At 73.0% G+C, this 19338-nt stretch carries 22 protein-coding genes; 10 read left to right on the top strand and 12 right to left on the bottom strand.

All coding sequences use genetic code 11. The features are described 5' to 3' along the window. Nucleotides 1-125 precede the first annotated feature (125 nt). Nucleotides 126-641, bottom strand: coding sequence for a DUF6578 domain-containing protein (locus ACH4LD_RS03910; protein ID WP_398053516.1), 516 nt, complete (start codon nucleotides 639-641; stop codon nucleotides 126-128). A gap of 112 nt (nucleotides 642-753) precedes the next feature. On the opposite strand from ACH4LD_RS03910, the gene ACH4LD_RS03905 reads away from it, so the two are divergent. Beyond that, complete coding sequence (locus ACH4LD_RS03905) at nucleotides 754-1557, top strand: site-2 protease family protein (protein WP_398053515.1); 804 nt, start codon at nucleotides 754-756, stop codon at nucleotides 1555-1557. Here ACH4LD_RS03905 and ACH4LD_RS03900 read toward each other — a convergent pair. The 3 genes from ACH4LD_RS03900 to ACH4LD_RS03890 all read right to left on the bottom strand — a co-directional run bounded on the left by ACH4LD_RS03900 (nucleotide 1547) and on the right by ACH4LD_RS03890 (nucleotide 3655). After that, nucleotides 1547-1759, bottom strand: coding sequence for a hypothetical protein (locus ACH4LD_RS03900; RefSeq protein WP_398053514.1), 213 nt, complete (start codon nucleotides 1757-1759; stop codon nucleotides 1547-1549). The genes ACH4LD_RS03905 and ACH4LD_RS03900 overlap by 11 nt on opposite strands. Before the next feature lie 71 nt (nucleotides 1760-1830). Then, nucleotides 1831-2544 (bottom strand): NADPH-dependent F420 reductase, encoded by a 714-nt coding sequence (npdG, locus tag ACH4LD_RS03895; protein WP_132783744.1) that lies wholly within the window; start codon nucleotides 2542-2544, stop codon nucleotides 1831-1833. A gap of 37 nt (nucleotides 2545-2581) precedes the next feature. Then, a complete protein-coding gene (locus ACH4LD_RS03890) occupies nucleotides 2582-3655 on the bottom strand; it encodes an exo-alpha-sialidase (protein WP_398053513.1) in 1074 nt (357 codons plus the stop codon). A gap of 106 nt (nucleotides 3656-3761) precedes the next feature. Here ACH4LD_RS03890 and ACH4LD_RS03885 point away from each other — a divergent pair, with 106 nt between their 5' ends. After that, nucleotides 3762-4358: a hypothetical protein gene (locus ACH4LD_RS03885; RefSeq protein WP_398053512.1), complete on the top strand. Its 597-nt coding sequence runs from the start codon at nucleotides 3762-3764 to the stop codon at nucleotides 4356-4358. 109 nt (nucleotides 4359-4467) lie between these two features. After that, entirely contained in the window at nucleotides 4468-5736 is a 1269-nt protein-coding gene (locus ACH4LD_RS03880; RefSeq protein WP_398053511.1) for an MFS transporter, read from the top strand. Here ACH4LD_RS03880 and ACH4LD_RS03875 read toward each other — a convergent pair whose 3' ends face one another. Then, nucleotides 5737-5979, bottom strand: coding sequence for a hypothetical protein (locus tag ACH4LD_RS03875; RefSeq protein ID WP_132783740.1), 243 nt, complete (start codon nucleotides 5977-5979; stop codon nucleotides 5737-5739). It abuts the gene before it with no gap. 58 nt (nucleotides 5980-6037) lie between these two features. Between ACH4LD_RS03875 and map the strand changes: the two genes are divergently transcribed. Together map and ACH4LD_RS03865 are read left to right on the top strand one after the other, a co-directional pair. Next, nucleotides 6038-6895, top strand: coding sequence for a type I methionyl aminopeptidase (map, locus tag ACH4LD_RS03870; protein WP_398053510.1), 858 nt, complete (start codon nucleotides 6038-6040; stop codon nucleotides 6893-6895). A gap of 96 nt (nucleotides 6896-6991) precedes the next feature. Beyond that, nucleotides 6992-7639: a heme oxygenase (biliverdin-producing) gene (locus tag ACH4LD_RS03865; RefSeq protein ID WP_398053509.1), complete on the top strand. Its 648-nt coding sequence runs from the start codon at nucleotides 6992-6994 to the stop codon at nucleotides 7637-7639. Nucleotides 7640-7693: 54 nt separating this feature from the next. Here the strand turns inward: ACH4LD_RS03865 and ACH4LD_RS03860 are convergent, their stop codons facing one another. Beyond that, nucleotides 7694-7891 carry a hypothetical protein gene (locus ACH4LD_RS03860; protein ID WP_398053508.1) on the bottom strand — a complete coding sequence of 66 codons (198 nt, stop codon included), beginning with the start codon at nucleotides 7889-7891 and terminating at the stop codon, nucleotides 7694-7696. 127 nt (nucleotides 7892-8018) lie between these two features. After that, nucleotides 8019-8663, bottom strand: a complete 645-nt coding sequence (locus ACH4LD_RS03855) for a PhzF family phenazine biosynthesis protein (protein ID WP_398053507.1) — start codon at nucleotides 8661-8663, stop codon at nucleotides 8019-8021. A 142-nt stretch (nucleotides 8664-8805) separates the two neighbouring features. On the opposite strand from ACH4LD_RS03855, the gene efeO reads away from it, so the two are divergent. The 4 genes from efeO to ACH4LD_RS03835 are packed head-to-tail and all read left to right on the top strand — an operon-like array spanning nucleotide 8806 to nucleotide 13044. Further along, nucleotides 8806-9942: an iron uptake system protein EfeO gene (efeO, locus tag ACH4LD_RS03850; protein WP_398053506.1), complete on the top strand. Its 1137-nt coding sequence runs from the start codon at nucleotides 8806-8808 to the stop codon at nucleotides 9940-9942. Between the two features lie 17 nt (nucleotides 9943-9959). Next, nucleotides 9960-11216 carry an iron uptake transporter deferrochelatase/peroxidase subunit gene (gene efeB / locus ACH4LD_RS03845; protein WP_398053505.1) on the top strand — a complete coding sequence of 419 codons (1257 nt, stop codon included), beginning with the start codon at nucleotides 9960-9962 and terminating at the stop codon, nucleotides 11214-11216. Between the two features lie 3 nt (nucleotides 11217-11219). Continuing rightward, nucleotides 11220-12092: an iron uptake transporter permease EfeU gene (efeU, locus tag ACH4LD_RS03840; RefSeq protein WP_132783734.1), complete on the top strand. Its 873-nt coding sequence runs from the start codon at nucleotides 11220-11222 to the stop codon at nucleotides 12090-12092. Further along, a complete protein-coding gene (locus ACH4LD_RS03835; RefSeq protein WP_132783733.1) occupies nucleotides 12052-13044 on the top strand; it encodes a hypothetical protein in 993 nt (330 codons plus the stop codon). Before efeU ends, ACH4LD_RS03835 begins: the two co-directional genes overlap by 41 nt. Before the next feature lie 29 nt (nucleotides 13045-13073). Here the strand turns inward: ACH4LD_RS03835 and ACH4LD_RS03830 are convergent, their stop codons facing one another. The 5 genes from ACH4LD_RS03830 to ACH4LD_RS03810 form a co-directional block, all read right to left on the bottom strand. Beyond that, nucleotides 13074-13814, bottom strand: coding sequence for a bifunctional DNA primase/polymerase (locus ACH4LD_RS03830; protein WP_398053504.1), 741 nt, complete (start codon nucleotides 13812-13814; stop codon nucleotides 13074-13076). A gap of 127 nt (nucleotides 13815-13941) precedes the next feature. Next, nucleotides 13942-14556: a TetR/AcrR family transcriptional regulator gene (locus ACH4LD_RS03825; protein WP_132783731.1), complete on the bottom strand. Its 615-nt coding sequence runs from the start codon at nucleotides 14554-14556 to the stop codon at nucleotides 13942-13944. A gap of 57 nt (nucleotides 14557-14613) precedes the next feature. Next, complete coding sequence (locus tag ACH4LD_RS03820; protein ID WP_398053503.1) at nucleotides 14614-15591, bottom strand: small ribosomal subunit Rsm22 family protein; 978 nt, start codon at nucleotides 15589-15591, stop codon at nucleotides 14614-14616. Nucleotides 15592-15764: 173 nt separating this feature from the next. Next, nucleotides 15765-16946, bottom strand: a complete 1182-nt coding sequence (locus ACH4LD_RS03815; protein WP_398053502.1) for a serine hydrolase domain-containing protein — start codon at nucleotides 16944-16946, stop codon at nucleotides 15765-15767. Then, a complete protein-coding gene (locus tag ACH4LD_RS03810) occupies nucleotides 16886-18199 on the bottom strand; it encodes a multidrug effflux MFS transporter (protein WP_398053501.1) in 1314 nt (437 codons plus the stop codon). The genes ACH4LD_RS03815 and ACH4LD_RS03810 overlap by 61 nt, the downstream gene beginning before the upstream one ends. Nucleotides 18200-18300: 101 nt before the next feature. Here ACH4LD_RS03810 and ACH4LD_RS03805 point away from each other — a divergent pair, with 101 nt between their 5' ends. Then, a complete protein-coding gene (locus ACH4LD_RS03805) occupies nucleotides 18301-19332 on the top strand; it encodes a Gfo/Idh/MocA family protein (protein WP_398053500.1) in 1032 nt (343 codons plus the stop codon). The last annotated feature ends 6 nt before the right edge of the window (nucleotides 19333-19338 follow it).

The raw sequence follows: 19338 nt of genomic DNA, 5'->3' as shown, positions 1-19338 counted from the left end.
CAGCGCCAGTCACCGGGCTCCTCCGGCGCGGCGCCGGGGAGTCCGGGGGCGGGCGGCGCCCCGCGGACCGCCGGCGCGATCCCCACGCCCGCGACGCCACCCCGCCGGAGACCCTCGGCGGGGTCTCAGCCGTGTCCGGAACCCCGGGTGCGGCGGGGTTTCCGGGGGCGGCGGCGGACGGACCTGGTGCCGGTGACGTCCAGGGTGACGAGCGCGCCCGTGGTGCGGCGGATCCGCCGGGGGCCCGGACCGGGTCCGGGGTGTTCCTCCGCGAACCACTTCGGGCAGGCGGCCACCGGCTCCAGGACGTGGGCGCCGGGAACCGGTTCCCACCGGTACGGGGACGGGAGCAGGACGAGCCCGCCGGGCTCCTCGTCCGGGTCGAGGGCCCGGTCGACGCGCTCGCGGGCGCGCGGGTCGGTGTGGACCACGTACTGCTGGTGCACCAGTTCGACGGCGTCCACGCGGCCGACCGTCTCCTCGTCGGGCCCGCCGTGATTCTCCACCCACGCCGTGGCGCCGTAGCAGTCGTCCTCCTCACCCGCCGGCACCAGCCGCCAGGCGACCTCGTCGCCGACGGCGAACGGTCTGCCGCAGCACTCCATCTGCCAATCCGCGTAATACACCCTGATCCGTGGCATTCCTTCACCTTCCCGGAACCGGACGGCCACCGCGAGACGTTTTCCCCTCGTGTCCGCGGCCGGTACGGTCGCAGTTCCCGACCGTCCCCGGCCGCAGCACAGGAGCTCGCCCATGACCACCGCCACCACCCGTCACGGCGACCGGCAGATCAGTCCCGTGTTCGTCGGCATCCTGGCCGTGACGGCGGTGACCGGCTGGGCCGCCTGGAGCGGGTTCGCCGCGCAGCCGGGCATCGCGGTGTTCCTGTTCGTGACGGCGGCCTGGATCGTCTCCCTGTGCCTGCACGAGTACGCGCACGCCCGCACCGCCCTGCACAGCGGGGACATCACGGTCGGCGCGAAGGGCTACCTCACGCTGAACCCGCTGAAGTACACGCACGCGCTGCTGAGCATCGTGCTCCCGGTGCTGTTCGTGATCATGGGCGGGATCGGTCTGCCCGGCGGCGCGGTGTTCATCGAGCGGGCCCGCATCCGGGGCCGCTGGCGGCACAGCCTGATCTCGGCGGCGGGCCCGCTGACGAACGTGCTGTTCGCGGCGGTGTGCACGGCCCCGTTCTGGCTGGACGCGCTGGACGGCGTGCCCGCGGACTTCCGGTTCGCGCTGGCGTTCCTCGCGCTGCTCCAGGTGACGGCGGCGCTGCTGAACTTCCTGCCGGTTCCGGGCCTGGACGGCTACGGGGTGATCGAGCCGTGGCTGTCGTACAGCGTGAAGCGGCAGGTGGAGCCGTTCGCGCCGTTCGGGCTGCTGTTCGTGTTCGCGCTGCTGTGGGTGCCGTCGGTCAACAACGCGTTCTTCGACGTGATCGACTCGATCTTGCGGGCGCTGAACGTGGACGACTTCTCCCGCTACTGCGGTCAGGACCTGTACCGGTTCTGGCAGGACACCGACGAGTACTGCTCCGCGGTCAGCTCGTGACGGACCCGTTGCGGGCCGTCTTCCCACGCTTGACGTAGTACCAGGTCATGTTGGAGGACAGGCCCGCCAGCAGCACCCAGACGATGCCCAGCCAGCTGCCCCGGACGAAGGAGACGACCGCGGCGGCCACGGCGAGGAGGCAGACGATCAAGGTGTAGAGGGCGAGTCGCCGGGTCGGGCTGGGCGGGGGCAGGAGGGGCATGGGGGTCGGCTCCGGATGCTGTCGGGGGACACTGCTTGAGGCCACCAGTGTCCCCCATGGCCGGATCCGGCTCACACGTCGGTGACGCGGAGCCCGGCGTGCGCCTTGTACCGGCGGTTGACGGAGATCAGGTTCGCGACCAGCGACTCGACCTGGTGGGCGTTGCGCAGCCGGCCCGCGAAGACGCCGCGCATGCCGGGGATGCGCCCGGCCAGCGCCTGCACGATCTCCACGTCGGCGCGCTCCTCGCCGAGCACCATGACGTCGGTGTCGATCTGCTCGATCTCCGGGTCCTGGAGCAGCACGGCCGACAGATGGTGGAAGGCGGCGGCGACCCGGGAGTCCGGCAGCAGGGCGGCGGCCTGCTCGGCGGCGCTGCCCTCCTCCGGCTTGAGGGCGTAGGCGCCCTTCTTGTCGAAGCCGAGCGGGTTGACGCAGTCCACGACGAGCTTCCCGGCCAGCTCCTCGCGCAGCGACTTCAGGGTGTCGCCGTGGCCCTCCCACGGTACGGCGACGATCACGATGTCGCTGCGGCGCGCGGTCTCGGCGTTGTCGGCGCCCTCGACGCCGTGACCGAGTTCCGCGGCGGCGGCCTGGGCCCGCTCGGCGGCGCGGGAACCGATGATCACCTTCTGGCCGGCCCGGGCGAGCCGGTAGGCGAGGCCCTTGCCCTGCGGCCCGGTGCCGCCGAGCACGCCGACGACGTACCCGGAGACGTCGGGCAGGTCCCAGGGGTCCTTGGCGGGGGCCTTGGCAGGGGTCTGTGCGCTGTCGGTAGAGGTCATGGGCCGACTCTACGTCCGCCGCCGGGTCCGTACCGGCTCAGGTCAGCCGGTGTACGGGCACCCGGCGGAAGGTGATCGTCGTATAGGCGCTGAAGTCGCCCGTCTCGTACAGCAGCCCGACGGTGTCGGGGTCGACGCGGACCAGGTCGGAGTAGGCGGCGGGCAGCCCGTCGACGGTGAACGCCGGGCGCCAGGTGACGCCGCCGTCCTCGGAGGCCCGGATCGTCATCAGGGCGCGGGCGGCGGGGTCGGCCGGGGCGGAGAACAGGAGCAGGTCGGGGTCGCGGAGCTGGAGCACGGCGGCCTCGCAGACCGGCGCGGTCAGCCCGGCCTGCGGCCGGAACGGCTTGACGAGGGTCTTCCCGCCGTCCCTGGACCAGGCGTCGGCGCGGTTGCCGGGGGACGGGGAGTCGTTGCGGGTGTTGAGGTAGACGCGGCCGTCGGGGAGTTCGGCGGCGGTGGTCTCGTTGACGTTGACGTAGCCGTCGGTGTTCTCGTCCAGGTAGCCCAGGTACCAGGTCTGGCCGCGGTCGTCGCTGAGCAGGCAGTGGCCGCTGTTGTACCTGGCCTCGGCGCCGGTGTCGGTGCCGGTGGGCGGCAGCGTGTGGTTGGCCGGGACCAGGACGCGGCCGGAGCTGAGCTGGAGGGCGTGGCCGGGAGTGGTGGCGTACCAGCGCCAGCCGGGCTTCTTCACCTGCTTGGTGATCTCCCTGGGCTTGGACCAGGTCACCCCGTCGTCGTCGCTGTGCTGGACCCACACGCGCCGCCCGTCGGCGTCCGCGACCTGGCCGCGCAGGATGGCGGCCTCGGTGGCGGAGGCGGCGGCGCGTACGTGCACGAGCAGGACGCGGCCGGTGTCGAGGACGACGGGGGCGGGGTTGCCGGCGAGGTTCGCCCCGTTGTCCGCGGCGACCTGGAGCGGGCCCCAGGTGCGCCCGCCGTCCGTGGACCGCTTGAGCACGATGTCGATGTGCCCGTGGTCGGCGGCGGAGTCGACGCGGCCCTCGCAGAAGGCGAGCAGGGTGCCGGACCCGGTGGCGACGACGGCCGGTATGCGGAAGCTCGCGTATCCCTCGTGGCCCGCGCGGAAGGGGACGGTCACGTCGGTCATCGGGCGGCTCCTCGGGCCTGTGGTGGTCCGTCACCCCTCCCCGGGTCGGGCGAATTCGGGGTGAACTCCGGGTCACGAGTGGACGGTTGCGGCAGTATGCGGTCGCATGGACGCCGTACGGGTCGCGTTGCTGCGGGAAGTGCTCGCCGGGACCGAGTGGCTGGGGGCCACCCGGAGGTTCGCGGGGGTGCTGCGCGGGTCGGTGGTGGCGCACGGCGGCGGGCTGCTGCTGGTGGGCACGCCGGAGTACGAGCCGTGGCACCTGGCCGCGCACCTGGTGGACGAGGCCGCGTGGTCAGGCACGCCCGAGCTGGCGCCGACGCTGGTACGGCATCACGCGCGCCCCTCCGATCCCGCGCATCTGGCGGTGGGGCCGGGGCGGATCGCGGCGGCGCGGCGCGGGGAGACCCTGCTGGTCGTGGCGCCCGAGGAGCCCGCGCCGCTGCTGGAGCGGGTGCACGACGCCCGGCGGGCCGGGGTGACGGTGCTGGCGCTCGGCGCGGGCGGGGGCGAGCTGGCCGCGATGGCCCACGACACGCTGGCCGTGCCTCCGGGGGCGGAGCTGGACCTGGACAGCGTGCAGCACCTGGTCAGCGCGGCGGCGGGCGAGAACGGGGGCTCTCCGAGGAGGCGGCGGGGGTTCCGGGACCGCCTGTCACGCCTCACAGAAGCACTGACGGCTCCGCCGCCGGCTCCTTGGTGACACGGCCCACCCTCCCAGCCGACTCACCCGCCGAGAGGGGAGTCACCGGCCCGTGGGAAGGGCGGGAAATACGGTTGCCCCGGCGTGCCGGGCCGTCGAGCATGCCTCAGTGAGCCGAGCCCTCCTCCCCGACCTCGCCCCCTGGAAAGCCTCCGCCGACTTCAGGCGCCTGTGGAAGTCCGGTCTGATCAGCAACTTCGGCAGCTTCCTGACCTTCGTCGCGCTGCCGGTCCAGCTCAAGGACCTGACGGGGTCCGCGGCAGCGGTCGGCGCGATCGGCGCCGTCGAGCTGCTGCCGCTCATCGTGTGCGGCCTCTACGGCGGCGCCCTCGCCGACGCCCTGGACAAGCGGAAGCTCATCGTGTGGACGGAGGCCGGCCAGGGCCTGCTCAGCGCCGCCCTGCTGCTGAACGCCCTGCTCCCGCGCCCCGCGGTCTGGCCGCTGTACGCCGTCGCCGCCCTCTCCTCCGCGCTGGTCTCCGTGCAGCGCCCGGCCCTGGACTCCCTGTGGCCCCGGATCGTCGCCCACGACGACATGCCGGCGGCGGCCTCCCTGAACTCGTTGCGCTGGACCGTCGGTGGAGTCGCGGGCCCGGCGGTCGCGGGCGTGGTCGTGGCCTACGCGGGCCTCGGCTGGGCCTACGCGGCCGATCTGCTGACCTTCGCCGTCTCGCTGGCGTACATCGCGCGGATCGCCCCCTCCCCCGCCGCCGAGGAGGCCGCGAAGCCGGATCTGAGGGCCGTCGCGGCGGGCGCCCGCTACGCGTGGAGCCGTAAGGAGCTCCTCGGCACCTACGCCGTGGACCTCGCGGCGATGTTCCTGGCCATGCCGCTGGCCGTGCTGCCGTTCCTCGCCGACGACCTGCACGCCCCGTGGGCGCTCGGGCTGATGTACGCGACGATCCCGGCGGGGGCGCTGCTGGTGAGCCTGACCAGCGGCTGGGCCTCGCGGGTGCACCGGCACGGGCTGCTGGTGGTGCTGTCGGCCGCCGGGTGGGGCCTGGCGGTGGCGGCGGCCGGGGTCTGCGGGAACGTCTGGCTGGTGCTGCTGTTCCTCGCCGTCGGCGGCGGCTTCGACATGGTCAGCGGGATCTTCCGGGCGGCCATGTGGAACCAGACGATCCCGGACGAGCTGCGCGGCAGGCTCGCCGGGATCGAACTGCTGTCGTACTCGGTCGGCCCGCAGCTCGGTCAGGTCCGGGCGGGCGGCATGGCCGCGTGGGCGGGCGTACGGGCCTCGGTCTGGTCCGGTGGCCTGGCGTGCGCGGGCGCGGTGGGTCTGCTGGCGCTGTGCCTTCCGGGGCTGATGACGTACGACGCCCGGACGAACGAGCACGCGGTACGGATGCGCGAGCGGCGCGCGGCCGTGTCGGCGTGATCAGTCCTCGTCGGTGCCGCCGGTGCCGCCCCCCGCGGGCGCGTCGTGCCAGCGCGGGTCGTTCTCCCACTGGAGGTTGCGCTCGGCGGCGGTCTCCATCGCGCGCCGGGCCTCCTCCGGGGAGGCGTACGGCCCGAAGCGGTCCTTGCCCGGACAGTCCGGGCCCTCCTCGACCTTCTTGTGTTCCAGGCAGTAGTACCACTCGCCCGGCTTGCCGACGGTGCGCTTCTTGAACAGGGCCATGGACAGCTCCTCTCGCCACCGACATGTTCCCCCATGTCCGCTGGTTAGACTCGCTTGCATGTCTGGCCAGTCGCTGCTCGTACCAGGGGAGCTGTCCCCCACCCGTTCGGTTCCCGGAAACATCCGCCGCCCCGAGTACGTCGGCAAGCCCGCGCCGGCGCCGTACACCGGGCCGGAGGTGCAGACCCCCGAGACCATCGAGGCGATGCGGACCGCCGGCCGTATCGCCGCACAGGCGATGGCGGAGGCCGCGAAGCTCGTCGCGCCGGGGGTCACCACGGACGAGCTGGACAAGGTCGCCCACGAGTACATGTGCGACCACGGCGCCTACCCGTCCACGCTCGGCTACCGGGGTTTCCCGAAGTCGCTGTGCACCTCGGTCAACGAGGTCATCTGCCACGGCATCCCCGACTCGACGGTCCTGAGGGACGGCGACATCGTCAACCTGGACGTGACGGCGTACATCGGCGGGGTGCACGGCGACAACAACGCCACCTACCTGGTCGGTGAGGTGGACGAGGAGTCGCGGCTGCTGGTGGAGCGCACCCGCGAGGCGCTGAACCGGGCGATCAAGGCCGTCAGGCCCGGCCGGCAGATCAATGTCATCGGCCGGGTCATCGAGTCGTACGCCAAGCGGTTCGGCTACGGCGTGGTGCGGGACTTCACCGGGCACGGCATCAACACGTCGTTCCACTCCGGGCTGATCGTCCCGCACTACGACAGCCCGCACGCGACGACCGTGATGCGGCCGGGGATGACGTTCACGATCGAGCCGATGCTCACGCTGGGCACGCACGAGTACGACATGTGGGACGACGGCTGGACGGTCGTGACGAAGGACCGCAAGCGGACCGCCCAGTTCGAGCACACGCTGGTGGTGACGGAGACCGGCGCGGACATCCTGACCCTCCCCTGAGCGCCGCTCGACCCGCGCGGTGAGCCCGCTCCCTGCCGGGGCGGGCTTTCTCTTGTACGATTTTACCGACAGGCTGTCGGCAAGGAGGGCGTGCCCATGGACTCCTTCTCGTCCCTCATCCGCACCGCCTCCCGCGGCCGGCACGCGGCGGTGCGGACCTCGCCGTTCATGAGCGACCTCCTCGGCGGCCGGCTCGGGGTGGCGGCCTACGCGCGCTACACCGAACAACTCTGGTTCCTCTACGAGGCGTTGGAGACCAAGGCCGGACGGCTGACGGCGGATCCGGTGGCGGGCCCCTTCATCCGGCCCGAACTCTTCCGGCTGCCCGCGCTGGAGCGGGACCTGGCCCATCTGCGCGGTCCGGGCTGGCGGGCGGGCCTGAGCGCGCTGCCCGCGACCAGGGCGTACGCGGACCGGGTGCGGGAGTGCGCCGAGCGCTGGCCGGGCGGTTACGTCGCCCACCACTACACCCGGTACCTGGGCGACCTCTCGGGCGGGCAGGTCGTCCGGGACACGGCGGAGCGGACGTGGGGCTTCGCGAGGAAGGGCGACGGGGTCCGCTTCTACGTCTTCGAGCGGATCGCCGGCCCGGCCGCGTTCAAGCGGGGTTACCGCGAACTGCTGGACGGGATCCGGGTCGACGACCTGGAGAGGCAGCGGGTCGTGGCCGAGTGCGAGCGGGCGTTCACGCTCAACGCGGCCGTCTTCCGGGCCCTGGGCGAGGAGTTCCCGCGCTCCGCCTGAGAGCCCCGGTGCGACCGGGCCCCCCGCCGCGCGCGGGAGGGGACCCGGGCCGGATCAGCGCAGGTGGCCGACGCAGTGGGCGCCCGACCACGTCAGGTGGTTCTCCAGCGAGGTGAGGGTGCCGGCGTACGGGCTGCAGACGGCCTCGTCGTCGGTCTTGGTCTCGTGGTGGGCGGCACTGGCCGTCGTCGCGCCGGACGCGGCGAGCGCGGCGGCGAGGGCCGTCGCGGCCAGGACTGATCTGATGCGCATGGTGCTCCTCTCGGGGAGGGGTCAGTGGTCACGCCCACAGGTCCCCGTTCGTCCCCGTCGGCCTGCGCGCGCACACGCGGATCCACCCGAACGGGGACTCGAACGATCACCCGGACGCGCGTACGCGTCAGCGCTCCAGGTGGACCCGTCCGCCGACCTCGATCCACCCGTGCGGCTGGGGGGCGGTCAGGAGCTGCGAGCCCTTGCCCTGGGTGATGTTCAGCGCCCGGCCCAGCCGGTCGGTGAGGAGCAGCGCCGCCGCCCCGGTGGCCTCGTCCTCCTCGATGCCGTCGTCGCGCCCCGGAAAGGCGCGGGCCCGCACCCGCCCGGCCGCCTCGTCCTCCCAGGCCCAGGCGTAGACCCACTCCCCCGGCGGCGGCACGTCGAGGGCGTCGACCTCGGCGGCGCTCGCGTAGCGGCGCAGGGTGCGCGGGGGCGCCCACTCCGCGCGGGCCTCGATCCAGGTGAACTCGCCGTCCAGGCGGGTCCCGACGACCCCGGCGGGGGTGACCAGTTCCGGCACGTCGAGCAGCCAGGCCGTGCCCACGCAGGGGTGGCCGGCGAAGGGCAGGCGCAGGGTGGGGGTGTAGATGTCGATCACTCCGCGCTCGGGGTCGTCCACGAACACGGTCTCGCTGAAGCCGAGTTTGGCCGCCAGCGCCTGCCGGTCGCTCCGCTCGGGCAGCACCGAGCCGTCGCGGACGACGCCCAGTTCGTTGCCGTAGCCGCCGTCCGGCCCGCAGAAGACGCGGAGTACGTCGTAGTCAGTCACCGGGGAATTGAAGCATCGCGGCCGGGGCGACCGCTTCGTGATCTTTCCATGAGAGCTGAATCACGGGAGGGAGGGGTATGGGTGAGGATAGCCTCATGTAAGTTAGGGCAGCCTCACCAGACCAGATCCGCTTGGAGCCTGCATGCGCGCCGTCCGACTGACCGTCACCGCCGCCGCCACCGCGGCGGCTCTGACCGCCCTCTCGGCCTGCACCGCGAAAAGCGATGCCAAGGACGGTGACGCCATCCAGGTCACGGCCGCCGACTCCAAGTGCGAGACCTCCAGCACGTCGGTGCCGGCCGGCCAGGTCACGCTGAAGATCGAGAACACGGGCTCGAAGGCGACCGAGGTCGAGATCCTGTTCCCGGACGACCGGATCGTCTCCGAGAAGGAGAACATCGGTCCGGGCACCAAGTACACGCTCACCGCCGAGGTGAAGGCCGGCTCGTACGAGATCGCCTGCCGGCCCGGCATGAAGGGCCACGGCGTGCGGCAGAAGCTGACCGTGACCGGCGGCAGCAGCACCGCCAAGCGTGACCCGAAGCTGGACTCGGCCGTCGCCGAGTACCGCCAGTACGCGCAGGACCAGGCCGACGAGACGCTGCCGAAGGCCGAGGCCTTCGTGAAGGCGGTCAAGGACGGCGACCTGGAGGCCGCGAAGAAGTCCTACGGCCTCTCCCGCCTCGGCTGGGAGCGCACCGAGCCGGTCGCCGAGTCCTTCGGCGACATCGACCCGAAGGTCGACGTCCGCGAGGACGGCCTGGAACCCGGCCAGAAGTGGACCGGCTGGCACCGGCTGGAGAAGGCCCTCTGGCAGGACAAGAAGATCGGCGCCGAGGAGAAGACCCTCGCCGACCAGCTGCTGACGGACCTCAAGGACTGGCAGGGCCGGGTCGGCAAGGCCGAGATCACCCCGACCTCCATGGCCAACGGCGCCAAGGAGCTGCTGGACGAGGTCGCCACCGGCAAGGTCACCGGCGAGGAGGACCGCTACGCCCACACCGACCTGGTCGACTTCAAGGGCAACGTCGAGGGCGCCCAGAAGGCCTACGAGCTGCTGAAGCCGGTCGCCACGAAGAACGACCCGGCGCTCACCAAGGAACTCGACAAGCAGTTCGCGGCGCTGGACACGCTGCTCGACAAGTACCGGACGGACAAGACGTCCTACGACTTCGTCTCCTACGACAAGGTCACCAAGGACCAGCGCAAGGAGCTGTCGGACGCGGTGAACGCGCTCGCCGAGCCGCTGTCCAAGCTCGCCGCCGCGGTCGTGAAGTAAGCGAGGGGGCAGAGGCGATGACCGAGACCCAGGAGACCCAGTCCAATCCGTCGCGCCGCGCGCTGATCGGCTGGGGCGGTGCCGGGCTCGCGCTCGGGGCCGCCGTGGCCGGCGGGGCCGTGGCCATGGCCAGGACGGGCGACGACATGGACCCGGCCGCCGCCGAGACCGGCGGCGCGGTGGAGTTCCACGGCGCCCACCAGGCCGGCATCGCCACCCCGGTGCAGGACCGGCTGCACTTCGCCGCGTTCGACGTGAAGACCGACGACCGCGAAGAGTTCGTCCAGATGCTCAAGGACTGGACGGCGGCGGCCCGCCGGATGACCGCGGGCAAGGCCGTCGGCGAGGGCGCCTACGGCGGACTCGCCGAGGCCCCGCCGGACGACACCGGTGAGGCGCTCGGGCTCCAGCCGTCCCGGCTGACGCTCACCATCGGGTTCGGTCCGTCGCTCTTCGACAGGTTCGGGCTGAAGGACCAGCGGCCCGAGGCCCTGGTCGACCTGCCCAAGTTCCCCGGCGACAACCTGGACAGGTCCCGCACCGGCGGCGACCTGTGCGTGCAGGCCTGCTCCGACGACCCGCAGGTCGCCGTGCACGCCATCCGCAACCTCGCCCGGATCGGCTTCGGCAAGGTCGCCATCCGCTGGTCCCAGCTCGGCTTCGGCAAGACCTCCTCGACCACCCCGGACGCGCAGACCCCGCGCAACCTGATGGGCTTCAAGGACGGCACCCGCAACATCGCGGGCACCGAGACCGACCGGCTGAGGAAGTTCGTGTGGGTCGGCGAGGAGGACGGGCCGGACTGGATGACCGGCGGGTCGTACCTGGTCGCCCGGCGCATCCGGATGAACATCGAGACCTGGGACCGCGCCTCGCTCCAGGAGCAGGAGGACGTGTTCGGCCGGGACAAGCGCGAGGGCGCCCCGGTCGGCAAGGCCAAGGAGCACGACGAGCCGTTCCTGAAGGCGATGAAGCCCGACGCGCACGTGCGGCTCGCGCACCCCGACTCCAACAACGGGATCACCATCCTGCGCCGGGGCTACTCCTTCACCGACGGCACCGACGGCCTCGGCCGCCTGGACGCGGGCCTGTTCTTCCTCGCCTACCAGCGGGACGTGCGCAAGGGGTTCATCCCGCTCCAGCGCAACCTCGCCGCGCACGACGCGCTCAACGAGTACATCCAGCACGTGGGTTCGGCGGTCTTCGCGGTGCCGCCCGGCGTCCGGGACTCCGGCGACTGGTGGGGCCGCACGCTGTTCTCGAAGGGGGCATAGCCCATGTTCTCCAACTACCTGATCGGCCTGCGCGAGGGTCTGGAGGCGTCGCTCGTCGTCTGCATCCTGATCGCCTACCTGGTCAAGACCGGCCGCAAGGACGCCCTGAGGCCCATCTGGATCGGCATCGGCATCGCGATCGCCATCGCCATGGGCTTCGGCTGCGCCCTGGAGTTCGGCTCCCAGGAGCTGACGTTCCAGGCGCAGGAGGCCCTCGGCGGCTCCCTGTCGATCGTCGCCGTGGGCCTGGTGACCTGGATGGTGTTCTGGATGCGGCGCACCGCGCGGCACCTGAAGTCGGAGCTGCACGGCAAGCTGGACGCCGCCCTCGCCCTCGGCACGGGCGCGCTGGTCGCCACCGCGTTCCTCGCGGTCGGCCGGGAGGGCCTGGAGACCGCGCTGTTCGTGTGGGCGTCGGTGCACGCGGCGAGCGACGGCACCCCGCGCCCGCTGATCGGCGTCGCCCTCGGCCTCGCCACGGCCGTCCTCCTCGGCTGGCTGTTCTACCGGGGCGCCCTGAAGATCAACCTGGCCAAGTTCTTCACCTGGACCGGCGGGATGCTGGTCGTGGTCGCGGCGGGCGTGCTGGCGTACGGCTTCCACGACCTCCAGGAGGCCGACTGGATCCCGGGCCTCAATGACCTGGCCTTCGACATCAGCGGCGCCATCCCGCCGGACAGCTGGTACGGCACCCTGTTGAAGGGCGTGTTCAACTTCCAGCCTGACCCGACGGTCCTTCAGATCACGGTGTGGGCGCTGTACCTGGTCCCGGTGCTCGCGCTGTTCCTCTCCCCGGTAGGGTTCGCCTCCGGGAAGGGGAAGGTGAAGGAGCCCGATGACCAGGGAACGCAGCCGTCCGCGGCTTCGCAGGCGTGACCGGAACGCACTCATAGCGGCCTCGCTGACCGCTTTGTCGCTGACCGCGAGCGGATGCGTGGTGGTGCACGGGGAGCGGGTGGTGCTTCCCGCGACCACCCGCGCCGAGGCCGCCAAGGCGCTCACCGCGTTCACGGACGCGTACAACAAGGCCGACAAGGCCTACGACAGCTCCCTGGACGCGCCCTACGTCACCGGCGCCCTCTCCGACATCGACTCCGCCCGGCTGCGGGCCGGGCACGTCAACAGCCCGTCGGGGAACGCGAACCACACCCCGCTGACGCTGACCGACGTGAAGATCACGATCCCGGAGAAGGCCGGCTGGCCGCGCTGGTTCGTCGCCGACGCCCGGGGCAACAAGGGCGGGAACTACCGCTGGGTGCTGGTCTTCACCCGGGGCGACCTCGGCGAGCGCTGGCAGGTGAGCTATCTGACGCTCATGGCCCCCGGCACCGTCCCCGCGTTCAAGACGGACGAGGACGGCTGGGCCGAGGCCGTACCGGCCGGCACCGGCGGACTGGCCGTCCGCCCGGACGAGTTGAGCAAGGCGTACGCCGACTACCTGAAGAACGGCGGGAACTCCTTCGCGGACGGTCGCGACACCAGCGGGCTGCGCGCGGACCGCGCCAAGGAGGCCAAGAAGCCCGGCCTGGTCCGGCAGTTCATCGACGAACCGCTCACCCACGGCGACTACGCGCCGCTCGCGCTGCGCACGGCGGACGGCGGGGCGCTGGTGTTCTTCACCACGCACCACTACGAGAAGCAGACCGCCTACACGGGCGCCACCGTGCCGGTCCCGAACAAGGACGTGCAGGCCCTGATCAAGGGCGAGGTGAAGCAGTCCCTGACGCTGGAGTCGATCGCCAACCAGGCCGTGCTCGACCCGGCCGGCAGCGGCCCGGTGCGGATGCTGGGGCGGGTGCAGGGGCTGACGTCCGCGCAGGGCGAGTAGGGCGAGCTGAAGCGGGGGCCGCCGGCCCGTCAGTGGTGCAGGGGCCAGGCCGTGCCGTGGTGGCCGGGCTCGGTGCCCGGGTGCCGGGCACAGGCGTCGGTGAGCGCCTCCAGCAGGGTCAGCGGGTCCGGCAGCGGATGCTCCGGGCCGCGCACCCAGCGCACCCGCTGGTCGGCGTCGCCGGGCAGCCGGGCGGGCGGTACGAGGACGTAGGAGCCCCGGCAGTGCCAGCGCAGCCCGGGATGCTCGTCCATCGTCTCGGGGTGGCAGTCCAGCTCGCAGGGCCACCACTCGTCCTCGTCCTCGGGGGTGCCGCGGGTGAGGGTGAAGAACAGCATGCGGCCGTCGTCGCTCTCGGCGACCGGGCCGACCTCGACACCGGAGCCGAGCAGCCGGTCCAGCGCCTCGCGGCCGGCCTCCAGGGGCACGTCCAGCACGTCGTGCACCATGCCGGTGGCGGTGATGAAGTTCGCCGCCGGCTGGTGCCGGGCCCAGCGCTCGATCTGGGCGCGGTCCGTGGTGGACTGCGTCTGCCAGGCGAACGACACCGGGTGCCGGGCCGGGGTGGGACAGCCCACGCGGTCGCAGGAGCAGCGGTAGCCGTCGGAGGGGTGCGCGGCGGGGGCGAGGGGCAGGCCCGCCGCGGCGGCTGCGAGCAGCAGGGTCTCACGGCCGCCGTCGTCCGCGGCGGTCTCCTTCGGGCGGCGTCCGAGCAGCCACTGGGAGAGTTTGCCCTGCCGGCCGCTCCGGCCGCCGAACGTCGCGCTCATCTATCCCCTCGGTCTGGTGGTCGCCTCGCTGGTGTGCGGACAGCATGCCTTATCGTCCCATCTTCGCGTGCTTCGGGGGGTCGCCGCAGGCGAGTGGCCGACAGTCACCCTTGGGCGGGCGGACGGTTCAACGCGGGGCGATTCCGTGCAGGGCGTACTCGACGAGGGTGTCCGTGTACGCGTACGAGACCGGCCCGCTCCGTTGCAGCCAGCGTTGCGCGAGCGGGGAGACGAACAGCTCCAGCGCGATCCGGGGGTCGACGTCGGCTCGTACGGCGCCCGCGTCCTGGGCCGAGCGCAACCGGGCGACGTACAGCTGGAGCTGCGGTTCCAGCAGCTTGGCGACGACCTCGCGGCCGAGCTGCTCGTTGACGACCCCCTCCGCGGCCAGCGCCCGCGCCGGGGCCTCGAAGCGCGGGTCGAACAGCTCGTCCACCGTGGCCCGCAGCACCGCCTTGAGGTCGGCGGCCAGGTCACCGGTGTCGGGGATGGCGTCCACCTCCTGCCCCGCCGCCCGCGCCGCCTGCTCGGCGAGGTCCAGGAAGGCCTCCAGCAGGACGTCCGCCTTGGACGACCACCAGCGGTAGATGGTTTGCTTGCCGACCCCGGCCCGGGCGGCGATGGCCTCGACGGTGGTCCTCGGGTACCCGACCTCCCCGACCAGGGCGAGGGCGGCGGCGTAGATGGCCCGGCGGGACTTCTCGCTGCGGCGGGTGGCGTCGGGTGCGGGCTTGCTGACCATGGGGTCGAAAGTAACAAGCGGCGGGGGCGGGCTACGACACTCGTCGGGGCGCGGGGTTCAGGGCGCGGAGTCGTACGGCGGCCAGGCGTCGCCCCAGTCCGCGTCCCGGGCCGCCTTGTACAGGTCGCCGTGGCGCTTGGTGACCGTCGTCCGGCGCAGCCGCTCCTCGGTCTCGCACAGGTCGAGCAGCACCTGGCCCTTGCGGATCTGCGGGCGCCGGACCACGCGGGCGGGGGCGGGCGCGGCGGGCAGCCGGGTGGCGGCGACGTAGGAGAACTTCTCGTCCTCGTACGCCAGTGAGCCGCCCTTGACCTGGCGGTGCAGGGAGGAGCGGCCGACGCGGGCGGAGAAGTGGCACCAGTCCGTGCCGGGCGCGATGGGGCAGGCGGCGCTGTGCGGGCAGGGGGCGGCGATGCGGAAGCCGGCCCGGACCAGCCGGTCGCGGGCCTCGATGACGCGCGCGTAGCCGGCCGGGGTGCCGGCCTCGACGATCACGACGGTCCCCGCGGCGCCGGCGGCGGCGTCGACGAGGGCGGCGCGGTCGGTCTCGGCGAGTTCGTTGAGGACGTACGACACCGTGACCAGGTCGGTGGCGTCCAGGCTGAGGTCCTTGCCGATCCGGGCGCGCTGCCAGCGGGCGTCCTTCAGGGCCGGGTTGGCGGCGGCGATCTCCCGGCCGAGGGCGAGGGCGGGTTCGGCCCAGTCCAGCACGGTGACGCCGCGCTCGCCGGGCCAGGTGGCGGCGACGGCCCAGGTCGCGGCGCCGGTGCCGCCGCCCACGTCGACATGGCTGCCGGGGGCCCAGCCGGGGACGGTCGCCGCGAACGCCTCCAGCGCGGAGTGGACGGCCTCGAAGGTGGCGGGCATGCGGTAGGCGGCGTACGCGGCCACGTCGGCGCGGTCGCGGAGGATCGGCGCGTGGGTCGGGGTGTCGCCGCGGTAGTTGGCGATCAGCCGGTCCACGGCGGCGGTGACCTCCGTGGGGGGCAGGCCGTCGAGCAGCTCGGCCAGGGCTGTGCGGAGGGGGTCGTTCACCTGGCGATTCTATGGCGCCCGGCGCCGGTGCGAGCCCGCTGGGGGCTCCGCCCCCAGACCCCCGGCGCCTATGCCCACCCACCACCCGACTCGGTCGGCTGGGAAGGCACAGCCACGGGGTCCGGCTCGGTCGGCCGAGAAGGCACCGTCATGGCACTCGGCTCGGGTGGTTCTCAGACGACCGCTCTCGCCAAGTGTGTCGCCAGTCTCGCTCGTGGGCCGTTGTCCGGGGGGCGGCGTTTCGGGTGGACCGTGTTGGCCAGGAGGACGAGGAAGGTGTCCGTCGCCCGGTCCAGGATCAGGGCCGTGCCGGTGAAGCCCGTGTGGCCCGCCGCGCCGCGGCCCGCCAGTTCGCCCATGAACCACGGCTGGTCCAGGTGGAAGCCCAGTCCGGGCGGGGTGAACAGCAGCTCCACGAAGTCGGGGCCGAGGATGCGCGCGGGACCGTAGGAGCCGCCGGCGAGCAGGGCGCGGCAGAAGATGGCCAGGTCGGGCGCGGTGGAGAAGAGACCCGCGTGGCCGGCGACCCCGCCGAGCGCCCAGGCGTTCTCGTCGTGGACCACGCCCCGCAGCATCCCCCGGTCGGCCTTCGCCCACGGCCGCCGCTGGTCCTCGGTGGCCGCGGCGCCGGGGCAGGGCCCGAACGTGGTGGCGGTCATGCCGAGCGGCCGGGAGATGCAGTCCCGCACGAGGACGTCGAGGGTCCGCCCGGTGACGCGTTCCAGGAGGAACTGGAGCAGGAGCATGTTCAGGTCCGAGTACACGTAGCGGCCCACCTCGCCGGACGGGGCCTCGGCGCGCAGCAGGTCGAGCCGGGTGGCGTCGTCGGGGCAGTCGTACAGGGGCAGTTCGGGGCGCAGGCCGGAGGTGTGGGTGAGCAGTTGCCGGACCGTGATGCCGTGTGCGGCGGCGGCGTGGAAGTCGGGCAGGTAGTCGCCGACGCGGGCGTCCATGCCGAGGGTGCCGTGTTCGATCTGCTGCACGGCGGCGACGGACGTGAACAGTTTGGTGAGGGACGCCAGGTCGAAGGGGGTGCCGACCGTGGCCGGGACCCGGGCGGCCGGCGGCAGTTCCACGCCGGCGCCGGTGTCGGGGTCGTGGGCGGCGTAGCGGACGGCCCAGCCCGCGGCCTCGGCCACGGCGATCACGGGTCCGCGGCCGGCCAGGACGACGGCGCCGGACGCCCAGGGGTGCTCGCCGGCGGTGAGGGCGTGCGCCTCGTCGACCAGGTGACCGAGTTCGACGGGGTCGAGTCCGGCCCGTTCCGCCGTGCCGGCGCGCAGTCTCGGTGCGCTCAGCTCTCGTCTCCCTCCGACCCGGCACGGGTGGTCGCCCGTGTCGCCCAGGGACGGCACATTCCCACGAAGCAGGCCACCGCGACCAGTGCTCCGGCCAGCTGGACGACGGCCATCGGGACGGCGGTGTGCTCCCCGGCGACGCCGACGAGGGGGGAGGCGACCGCGCCGACGAGGAAGGAGGAGGTGCCGAGCAGCGCGGAGGCGGAGCCGGCGGCGTGCCGGGTGCGCAGGAGGGCGAGGGTCTGGGCGTTGGGCAGGGTGACGCCCATGGCGGACATCAGGACGAATAGGGCGGCGGCGACGGGGACGAGACCGGTGTCGCCGAAGACGCCGGTGGCCATCAGCAGCAGGGCGGTCGCGGCGAGCACGATCACCGCCAGGCCGCCGGCGAGCACCTTGTCCAGGCTGACCCGGCCGACCAGCACCTTGCCGTTGAACTGGCCGGCGGCCACCAGGCCGACGGAGTTGAGGCCGAACAGCAGGCTGAAGGTCTGCGGGGAGGCGCCGTAGATCTCCTGGACGACGAAGGGGGACGCGCTCACGTAGGCGAACAGCGCGGCGAAGGCGAAGCCGCCGGCGAGCATGTAGCCGGTGAAGGGCAGGTCGGCGAGGAGGCCGCGCATCGCCCGCAGGGCCTCGCCGGTTCCGCCGCTGTGCCGTTCGCCCGGCGGGAGGGTCTCCGGCAGCCGTACCCAGACCAGCGCGGTGAGCGCGGCACCGACCACCGTGAGCACCAGGAACACGCCCCGCCAGTCCGTCACCCGGAGGATCTGCCCGCCGACGAGCGGCGCGACGATGGGGGCGGCCCCGGAGATCAGCATGAGGGTGGAGAAGAAGCGGGCCATGGCGACGCCGTCGTACAGGTCGCGGACGACGGCCCGGGCGATGACCACCCCGGCCGCGCCGGCGAGGCCCTGCACCAGCCGGAAGGCGATCAGCGTCTCGACGGTGGGCGCGAGGGCGCACAGCGCGGTGGCGGCCAGGTAGACGGCGAGTCCGGCGAGCAGCGGGCGGCGCCGGCCCCAGCGGTCGCTGAGGGGGCCGACGACCAGCTGGCCGAGCGCGAGCCCGGCCATGCAGGCGGTGAGGGTGAGCTGGACGGTGACGGCGGGGGCGTCCAGGGAGCGGGTGACCTCCGGCAGCGACGGCAGGTACATGTCCATGGCGAGCGGGGTGGTCGCGGTGAGGCCGCCAAGGAGGAAGGTGACGAGGGCGCCGGTGGGGCGTGCTGCGCGGGTCGATGACGGTGCGGAGGCGGAGGTGGGCCGCTGGTCCTGTTCCGGTGTCGCTGCCGCCGCGTGGTCCGGCATGTGCTCCTCCCTGCTTGTGTGACATCGGTGTCGCTGACACGACCGGCACCTATGCTCTCAGCTCGTACACACTGCCGAGGAACGGATGAGCGAGGGCGGGGATGGCGGGAGAGAGCGTGCGGTGGGGGATCCTGGCGACGGGCGGGATCGCGGCGGCGTTCGCGGCGGATCTGGTCGATCTGCCGGGCGCGGAGATCGTGGCGGTGGCCTCGCGCCGGCGGGAGTCGGCGGAGGCGTTCGCCGAGCGGTTCGGGGTGGAGCGGGCGTACGGCGACTGGGAGTCGCTGGCGGCGGACCCGGACGTCGACGTCGTGTACGTCGCCACTCCGCACGCGGCGCACCGGGCGGCGGCCGGGCTGTGCCTGGAGGCGGGCCGGAACGTGCTGTGCGAGAAGCCGTTCACGCTGAACCTGCGTGAGGCCGAGGAACTCGTCGCGCTGGCGCGGGAGCGGGGCCGCTTCCTGATGGAGGCGATGTGGATGTACTGCAACCCGCTGGTCCGGCGGCTGAAGGCGCTGGTGGAGGACGGGGCGATCGGCGAGGTGCGGACCGTGCACGCCGACTTCGGCCTGGCCGGTCCCTTCCCGGCGGCGCACCGGCTGCGGGATCGGGCGCTGGGCGGCGGGGCGCTGCTGGACCTGGGCGTGTACCCGGTGTCGTTCGCGCAGTTGCTGCTGGGCGAGCCGGACGGGGTCGCCGCGAGCGCGGTGCTGTCGTCCGAGGGCGTCGATCTCCAGACGGGCGCGGTGCTGTCCTGGGAGAGCGGCGCGCTGGCCTCGCTGCACTGCTCGATCGTCGGGGGTACGGCGGTCACCGCGTCGGTCACCGGTTCGCGGGGCCGGATCGACATCCCGTCCGGTTTCTTCCATCCGGACCGGTTCGTGCTGCACCGGGACGGCCGTGACCCCGAGGAGTTCGTCGCCGACCCGGCGGACGGGCCGCGCACCAGCCTGCGGCACGAGGCGGCGGAGGTGATGCGGGCGCTGCGCGCGGGCGAGAAGGAGTCGCCGCTGGTGCCGTTGGAGGGCACGCTCGCGGTGATGCGCACGCTGGACGCGGTGCGGGAGCGGATCGGGGTGCGCTACCCCGGTGAGGAGACGACGGGTGACGAGGTTGCCGTCCTCACCGGGTAACCGTAT

Origin of the sequence: Streptomyces sp. NPDC017676 (assembly GCF_044329325.1) — a bacterium.
In the GTDB taxonomy this organism is placed as follows: domain Bacteria; phylum Actinomycetota; class Actinomycetes; order Streptomycetales; family Streptomycetaceae; genus Streptomyces.
This window is presented reverse-complemented; position numbering and strand designations above follow the sequence as displayed.

Excerpts from the sequence above, each read along its gene's own strand:
- ACH4LD_RS03910 (WP_398053516.1), bottom strand. The coding sequence starts at position 641 with ATGCCACGGATCAGGGTGTATTACGCGGATTGGCAGATGGAGTGCTGC.
- ACH4LD_RS03905 (WP_398053515.1), top strand. The coding sequence starts at position 754 with ATGACCACCGCCACCACCCGTCACGGCGACCGGCAGATCAGTCCCGTG.
- ACH4LD_RS03900 (WP_398053514.1), bottom strand. The coding sequence starts at position 1,759 with ATGCCCCTCCTGCCCCCGCCCAGCCCGACCCGGCGACTCGCCCTCTAC.
- npdG (WP_132783744.1), bottom strand. The coding sequence starts at position 2,544 with ATGACCTCTACCGACAGCGCACAGACCCCTGCCAAGGCCCCCGCCAAG.
- ACH4LD_RS03890 (WP_398053513.1), bottom strand. The coding sequence starts at position 3,655 with ATGACCGACGTGACCGTCCCCTTCCGCGCGGGCCACGAGGGATACGCG.
- ACH4LD_RS03885 (WP_398053512.1), top strand. The coding sequence starts at position 3,762 with ATGGACGCCGTACGGGTCGCGTTGCTGCGGGAAGTGCTCGCCGGGACC.
- ACH4LD_RS03875 (WP_132783740.1), bottom strand. The coding sequence starts at position 5,979 with ATGGCCCTGTTCAAGAAGCGCACCGTCGGCAAGCCGGGCGAGTGGTAC.
- map (WP_398053510.1), top strand. The coding sequence starts at position 6,038 with ATGTCTGGCCAGTCGCTGCTCGTACCAGGGGAGCTGTCCCCCACCCGT.
- ACH4LD_RS03865 (WP_398053509.1), top strand. The coding sequence starts at position 6,992 with ATGGACTCCTTCTCGTCCCTCATCCGCACCGCCTCCCGCGGCCGGCAC.
- ACH4LD_RS03860 (WP_398053508.1), bottom strand. The coding sequence starts at position 7,891 with ATGCGCATCAGATCAGTCCTGGCCGCGACGGCCCTCGCCGCCGCGCTC.
- efeO (WP_398053506.1), top strand. The coding sequence starts at position 8,806 with ATGCGCGCCGTCCGACTGACCGTCACCGCCGCCGCCACCGCGGCGGCT.
- efeB (WP_398053505.1), top strand. The coding sequence starts at position 9,960 with ATGACCGAGACCCAGGAGACCCAGTCCAATCCGTCGCGCCGCGCGCTG.
- efeU (WP_132783734.1), top strand. The coding sequence starts at position 11,220 with ATGTTCTCCAACTACCTGATCGGCCTGCGCGAGGGTCTGGAGGCGTCG.
- ACH4LD_RS03835 (WP_132783733.1), top strand. The coding sequence starts at position 12,052 with ATGACCAGGGAACGCAGCCGTCCGCGGCTTCGCAGGCGTGACCGGAAC.
- ACH4LD_RS03830 (WP_398053504.1), bottom strand. The coding sequence starts at position 13,814 with ATGAGCGCGACGTTCGGCGGCCGGAGCGGCCGGCAGGGCAAACTCTCC.
- ACH4LD_RS03825 (WP_132783731.1), bottom strand. The coding sequence starts at position 14,556 with ATGGTCAGCAAGCCCGCACCCGACGCCACCCGCCGCAGCGAGAAGTCC.
- ACH4LD_RS03810 (WP_398053501.1), bottom strand. The coding sequence starts at position 18,199 with ATGCCGGACCACGCGGCGGCAGCGACACCGGAACAGGACCAGCGGCCC.
- ACH4LD_RS03805 (WP_398053500.1), top strand. The coding sequence starts at position 18,301 with ATGGCGGGAGAGAGCGTGCGGTGGGGGATCCTGGCGACGGGCGGGATC.